The organism is Pseudomonas sp. HMSC08G10, from assembly GCF_001808425.1.
GTDB classification, from domain to species: Bacteria; Pseudomonadota; Gammaproteobacteria; order Pseudomonadales; family Pseudomonadaceae; genus Aquipseudomonas; species Aquipseudomonas guariconensis.
Window position 1 is genome coordinate 68,920 of the sequence record NZ_KV793308.1, and the last position, 6,165, is coordinate 75,084.

Here is a 6,165-nt window from a genome sequence, read left to right on the forward strand (position 1 = left end):
CGGATGTGCGGCCCCGTCAGGCCTGGGTTTCGTGGTACAGAGGGTGCTCGGACTGCAACCGGTCCAGGCGTGCGAGCGGGTCCTGGCGATAGAACAGCGCCAGTTGCTGGTACACCTGTGGAAAAACCTGGTGCAGCAGGTCGGGCGCACTGAAGAAGTACTCGCTGGTGACGGCGAAAAATTCCGCCGGGTTTTCGGCAGCGTACGGGTCGATGGCGGTCTCGGCGTCCGGGTTGGCGTCCAGTTGCCGGTTCATGTCGTCGTAGGCCTGCTGCATGGCGCTGGCCCAGTCTTCCACGCGCATGCCCTTGTGCAGCGGCGGCAGGCCATTGGCATCGCCATTGAGCATGTCGAGCTTGTGGGCCAGTTCGTGGATCACCAGGTTGTAGCCTTCCCAGCCGCCACTGGCCAGCACCCCGGGCCAGGCCAGGATCACGGGGCCCTGTTGCCAGGCTTCACCGCTGTGCTCGGCGTCCCAAGTGTGTTCGACACCGCTGGCGTCGCGGTGGCGCTGGGGGCTCACGAAGTCGTCGGGGTAGAGGATGATTTCGTGGAAGCCCTGGTACCAGTTCAGCTCGCCTAGATGCAGCAGCGGCAGTTGGGCCTGGGCGGCGAGGAACAGACGCTGTTCGTCGTCCAACTGCACCCCGGGCAAGGCGGTCAGGTGCTTGTCGTGCAGAAACAGCACACAGGCTTCACGCAGGGTGCGGTCTTCTTCGTCACTGATGCCGTCGAGCATGGGCAGGCGCTCGCGAATCACCTGCCACAGCTGCGGATCGACGGGGTATCGAGCCAGGGTACGTCGGCGACGCCAGGCGCGCAGCGACCACATGACCGGTCAGTGGGCCTTCGCCGTGCGGCCCAGGCGGCCACGCAGCAGACCCAGGATCATCGGCACCAGCGACAGGATAATGATGCCGACGACCATCAGCGACAGGTGCTGCTTGATGAACGGGACGTTGCCGAAGAAGTAGCCCAGGGTCACCAGGCCGCCGACCCACAGCAGCGAACCTGTGATGCTGAAGGCCAAAAAGCGCGGGTAGAGCATGTGTGCGATGCCAGCGACGAATGGCGCGAAAGTCCGCAGGATCGGCAGGAAGCGCGCCATGGTCACGGTCTTGCCGCCATGGCGCTCGTAGAAGTCATGGGTACGCTGCAGGTAGTCGCGGCGGAAGATTTTCGAGTTGGGATTGCGGAACAATCGCTCGCCCGTGGTCCGGCCGATGACGTAGTTGGTGCTGTCGCCCAGGATCGCCGCGGCCATCAGCAGACCGGCCAGCAATACCGGATCCATGCCACCGCCTGCAGCGACGGCGCCAGCGATGAACAGCAAGGAGTCGCCCGGCAGGAAGGGCATCACCACCAGGCCGGTTTCGCAGAAGATAACCGCGAAGAGAATCGCGTAGATCCAGGGGCCGTAGTTGGTGACCAGCAGATCGAGGTAAGCATCGAGATGCAGGATAAGGTCCAGCGGGTTGAATTCCATGTACAACACCTGTGTTCTTGACCCGCAGCTACGGGCGCACGATGACGGACTGTGCCAAGGGCGTAGGCTTTTTTACCTGCGGATGGGTAAATTTTCACACATGACAGGAAGGGCATTATACGGCGATGGCAGGAATGTGCCCGGGGAGTTTGTAGCGGCGGGTTTCGAGAGGCGTTGCTCAGGGAATCCAAGTGATTCATCCCCTGTGGGAGCGAATAAACCCGCTCCCACAGGATAAGGCGGTGCTTAGTCCTGAGTGATCGGCAAAATGTAGTTTTCGAACTCGGTGTCCTTGCGGAAACCGATCGATTCGTAGGTCTTGCGTGCCACGTCATTGTCGCTGCTGGTAGAGACCCGCATGCGCACGGCGTTGGTGTCCTTGGCCATCTTCTTGGCTTCACGCATCAGATGATCGGCCACCAGCATGCGCCGGGAATCTTCGGCCACGTAGATGTCGTTGAGGATCCACACGCGCTTGAGCGACAGGGAGGAAAAGCTCGGGTACAGCTGGCAGAAGCCAAGCAGGCGACCCTCTTCGTCATCCGGTAGGGCAAGGTAGATCACCGATTCGCCCCGCTTGAGGCGTTTTTCCAGAAAACTGCGTGAGCTGTCCGGGTAGGGCAACTGCCCATAGAACTCGCGGTACTTCACGAACAATGGGGTCAGCAGGTCGAGGTGTTCCAGGGTTGCCTTGATGATGCGCATGTGCGGCCCTCAGTGTCCATTTGGGGATACGGCGGATTGCCAGCAGCTTCAATCGCATGCTGCCCAAAGCAGGTTAGAAGCGCAATCCGCCTTCCATTACATGTTTTTTACCGCTCTCCCAGCAGGAAGTTTCCGTTTTTGCCTGAAGCCGCCTCGCTCTCGATGCTGTGCACCTCGGCTTCGTCCTTGAGGTTCACCCCGGAGAGCTGGCGCCGGCAGGCCTCGCGCATCAAGTACAGCAGACGGTGGGCCGCCATGCCGTAGCTCAGGCCCTCCAGGCGGACGTTGGAGATGCAGTTGCGGTAGGCATCGGTAAGGCCGACTTTGGGCGCATAGGTGAAGTACAGGCCCAGACTGTCGGGCGAGCTCAGGCCCGGGCGTTCGCCAATCAGCATGACCGTCATGCGCGCGCCGAGCAGTTCACCGACTTCATCGGCCACTGCAACACGACCCTGTTCCACCAGCACGACGGGTGCACAGCGCCAGCCGTCGGCTGCGGCCTGCTCTTCGAAGCGGGCCAGGAAGGGCAGGGTATGGCGATGCACGGCCAGGGCCGACAGACCATCGGCGACCACGATCGCAAGATCGACGCCGCCCGGGTTGGTCTGGGCGTGTTCACGCAGACGCTGGACGGAATCCTCGTCCAGGCGCCGGCCCAAGTCGGGCCGCTGCAGGTACTGGTGGCGGTCGCTGGCCGCGCTGTGCACCAGCAGGGTTTCGCGCCCACGGGCATTGAGTTGCTCGCGCAGGCCAGTGTGGTCGAAGGGCAGGTGCACGGCGTCGCGGGCCTGGGCGTGGGCGAACTGAAAGTCCAGCTGCGCGCCGGTCGGCAGGCTGGTGCCGGTGCGGCCGAGGGCGATGCGTGCCGGGGTCAGGTTGCGCAGTGCCAGCCAGGGATTTTCGGGAGTGGGTGTCTGTCGGTCCATGGTCATCCCTATGCAAGCTGTGCCAGTGCCTGGCGGAAGGCTGGCGGCAGTTGGTCACCGAAGCGTACCCGGCCATCGGCCTGGGTGAAGATCCCGGTGCGTTCCAGCCAGGCCTCGAACTCAGGCCCAGGTTTTAGGCCCAGGGTCTGGCGCGCATAGAGCGCATCATGGAAGGAGGTGGTCTGGTAATTGAGCATGATGTCGTCGGAGCCGGGGATGCCCATGATGAAGTTGATCCCGGCCACGCCCAGCAAGGTCAGCAGCGTATCCATGTCGTCCTGGTCGGCTTCGGCATGGTTGGTGTAGCAGATGTCGCAGCCCATGGGCACGCCCAAGAGCTTGCCGCAGAAATGATCTTCCAGGCCGGCGCGGATGATCTGCTTGCCGTTGTACAGATACTCCGGGCCGATGAAACCGACCACGGTGTTGACCAGGAACGGGTTGAAGTGACGCGCCACGGCGTAGGCGCGGGTTTCGCAGGTTTGCTGGTCCACGCCATGGTGGGCGTTGGCCGACAGCGCGCTGCCTTGGCCGGTCTCGAAGTACATCAGGTTCTGCCCGACGGTACCGCGCTTGAGCGACAGGCCTGCCTCGTAGCCTTCCTTGAGTACGTTGAGGTTGATGCCGAAACCGGCGTTGGCAGCCTCGGTGCCGGCGATGGACTGGAACACCAGGTCCAGCGGCACGCCACGGTTGATCGCTTCGATCGACGTGGTGACGTGGGTCAGTACGCAGGATTGGGTCGGAATCTGATAGCGCTGAATGATGGCATCGAGCATTTCCAACAGGGTGCAGATCGAGGCGATGCTGTCGGTGGCCGGGTTGATGCCGATCATGGCATCGCCATTGCCATACAGCAGGCCGTCGAGAATGCTTGCCGCGATACCGGCCGGTTCGTCGGTCGGGTGGTTGGGTTGCAGGCGGGTCGAAAGACGTCCGCGCAGGCCCATGGTGCCGCGAAACTTCGTTACCACGCGGATCTTCTGCGCGACCAGCACCAGGTCCTGGACACGCATGATCTTCGACACCGCCGCGGCCATTTCCGGAGTCAGGCCGGGGGCGAGGGCTCGCAGGCTCTGTTCGTCGGCAGCCTCGCTAAGCAGCCAGTCGCGAAACCCGCCGACGGTCAGGTGGCTGACCGGGGCGAAGGCTTGCTTGTCATGGGTGTCGATGATCAGCCGGGTGACTTCGTCCGCCTCGTAAGGGATCAACGCCTCGTTGAGAAAGTGCGTCAACGGGATGTCGGCCAAGGCCATCTGCGCGGCGACACGCTCGCCATCGTTGCTGGCCGCGACGCCTGCCAGGTAGTCGCCCGAGCGGGCCGGGCTGGCCTTGGCTAAGACGTCCTTGAGACTGTCGAAGCGGTAGATCTGGTTGCCTACCGTGTGTACGAAACTTGCCATACAGAATCTCCAGAGCGCCGCGGGTCGGCCCGCGGCGTAAGTCGGCGATCAGTGCAGGGCCTCTTCGGCCTTCTGGATCGCAGCGAATTCTTCTTCCGGCGTCCCCGCCACGAGGTGGTGACGGCTGTAGAAAGCAAAGTAGGCAATTAATACCCCATAGATCACGGCAGCGCCAATCACCACGCGTGGGTCCACCAGGAAACCGGCGACCACGGCCACGCAGGCCAGCACCAGGGCCACGCCCGAGGTGAAGACACCGCCTGGGGTGCGGTAAGGACGCTCCATCTTGGGGCGTCGGATGCGCAAGGTGATGTGCGCGGCCATCATCAGCACGTAGGAGAGCGTGGCGCCGAACACGGCCACCAGGATCAGCAGGTCGCCCTGGCCGGTCAACGAAAGACCAAAGCCGATGATGCCGGGGATCACCAGCGCCAGTACCGGCGCCTTGCTCTTGTTGGTTTCCGAGAGCTTGCGCGGCAGGTAGCCGGCGCGCGACAAGGCGAAGATCTGCCGCGAATAGGCGTAGATGATCGAGAAGAAGCTGGCGATCAGGCCGGCCAGGCCGACCAGGTTGACGAAGCTGCCCATCCAAGTGGAACCACCATAGGCCTTGGCCAATGCCTCGACCAGTGGGTTGCCGGAAGCCTTCAAGGCTTCGGAACCGGCGCCGCCTGGGCCGATCACCAGGATCAGCAGGGCGAAGGCGACCAGCACCAGCATGGCGCCGATCAGGCCGCGTGGCAGGTCACGGCGAGGGTTCTTGGTTTCTTCGGCTGCCAGGGGAACGCCTTCGACCGCGAGGAAGAACCAGATGGCGTAGGGGATCGCCGCCCAGATGCCGACGTAGCCAAAGGGTAGGAAGCTGCTGGCACCGGCCGCGTCGGTCTGGGCGATGTCGAACAGGTTGGATGCCTCGAAATGGGGCACCATGGCCACCAGGAAGACCGCCAGGGCAATCGCGGCGACGGCGGTGATGATGAACATCAGCTTGAGCGCTTCACCGACACCGAAGATATGGATACCGATGAAGATGATGTAGAAGGCCAGGTAGACCATCCAGCCGCCGATGCCGAACAGTGACTGGCAATAGGCGCCGATGAAGGTAGCGATGGCCGCGGGCGCGATCGCGTATTCGATCAGGATCGCCGTGCCCGTCAGGAACCCGCCCCAAGGCCCGAAGGCACTGCGCGCGAAACCGTAGCCGCCACCGGCGGTGGGGATCATTGAGGACAGCTCGGCCAGGGAAAAGCACATGCACAGGTACATGGTGGCCATCAACAAGGTGGCGAGGAACATGCCACCCCAGCCGCCTTGGGCCAGGCCGAAGTTCCAGCCGGCATAGTCACCGGAGATGACATACGCCACGCCCAGGCCGACCAGCAGGACCCAGCCGGCGGCGCCTTTTTTAAGTTGTCGGTGCTGGAAATAATCCGCGTCGACTTTCTCGAAGTCGACCGAAGAGCTCGCCGGCGCGCTGCCGGAGTGATCGCTTGGCATAGTGTTCACCTGTTGTTTTTCTTGGTGGCCAGAAGCGTTCCGGCCCTTGGTGATTGGTCTGGCAAGAAGCGAGCCAGAGCGGTGGTGCACGCCATCGCCCTGGTTGTTGGGCCGTACGGGTAAACCCAGCCCCACAGCACAAGCACTG

Annotated in this window: 6 protein-coding genes; all 6 read right to left on the reverse strand. The window is 63.0% G+C overall.

Going from position 1 to position 6,165, the window contains the following annotated elements:
* Positions 1-16: 16 nt before the first annotated feature.
* Positions 17-832 carry a M90 family metallopeptidase gene (locus HMPREF3173_RS14035; RefSeq protein WP_070573963.1) on the reverse strand — a complete coding sequence of 272 codons (816 nt, stop codon included), beginning with the start codon at positions 830-832 and terminating at the stop codon, positions 17-19.
* A 6-nt stretch (positions 833-838) separates the two neighbouring features.
* Entirely contained in the window at positions 839-1,486 is a 648-nt protein-coding gene (locus HMPREF3173_RS14040; RefSeq protein ID WP_043210180.1) for a DedA family protein, read from the reverse strand.
* A gap of 246 nt (positions 1,487-1,732) precedes the next feature.
* Positions 1,733-2,191, reverse strand: coding sequence for a GNAT family N-acetyltransferase (locus HMPREF3173_RS14045; protein WP_043210178.1), 459 nt, complete (start codon positions 2,189-2,191; stop codon positions 1,733-1,735).
* Positions 2,192-2,298: 107 nt separating this feature from the next.
* On the reverse strand, positions 2,299-3,117 hold the full coding sequence (gene eutC / locus HMPREF3173_RS14050) for an ethanolamine ammonia-lyase subunit EutC (protein WP_070573971.1): 819 nt from the start codon (positions 3,115-3,117) through the stop codon (positions 2,299-2,301).
* A gap of 8 nt (positions 3,118-3,125) precedes the next feature.
* The gene (locus HMPREF3173_RS14055; RefSeq protein ID WP_070573965.1) at positions 3,126-4,520 is read right to left on the reverse strand and encodes an ethanolamine ammonia-lyase subunit EutB; all 1,395 of its coding nucleotides are present in this window, start codon (positions 4,518-4,520) and stop codon (positions 3,126-3,128) included.
* Positions 4,521-4,568: 48 nt separating this feature from the next.
* Positions 4,569-6,017, reverse strand: coding sequence for an ethanolamine permease (eat, locus tag HMPREF3173_RS14060; RefSeq protein ID WP_070573967.1), 1,449 nt, complete (start codon positions 6,015-6,017; stop codon positions 4,569-4,571).
* Positions 6,018-6,165 lie beyond the last annotated feature (148 nt).

Excerpts from the sequence above, each read along its gene's own strand:
- HMPREF3173_RS14035 (WP_070573963.1), bottom strand. The coding sequence starts at position 832 with ATGTGGTCGCTGCGCGCCTGGCGTCGCCGACGTACCCTGGCTCGATAC.
- HMPREF3173_RS14040 (WP_043210180.1), bottom strand. The coding sequence starts at position 1,486 with ATGGAATTCAACCCGCTGGACCTTATCCTGCATCTCGATGCTTACCTC.
- HMPREF3173_RS14045 (WP_043210178.1), bottom strand. The coding sequence starts at position 2,191 with ATGCGCATCATCAAGGCAACCCTGGAACACCTCGACCTGCTGACCCCA.
- eutC (WP_070573971.1), bottom strand. The coding sequence starts at position 3,117 with ATGGACCGACAGACACCCACTCCCGAAAATCCCTGGCTGGCACTGCGC.
- HMPREF3173_RS14055 (WP_070573965.1), bottom strand. The coding sequence starts at position 4,520 with ATGGCAAGTTTCGTACACACGGTAGGCAACCAGATCTACCGCTTCGAC.
- eat (WP_070573967.1), bottom strand. The coding sequence starts at position 6,017 with ATGCCAAGCGATCACTCCGGCAGCGCGCCGGCGAGCTCTTCGGTCGAC.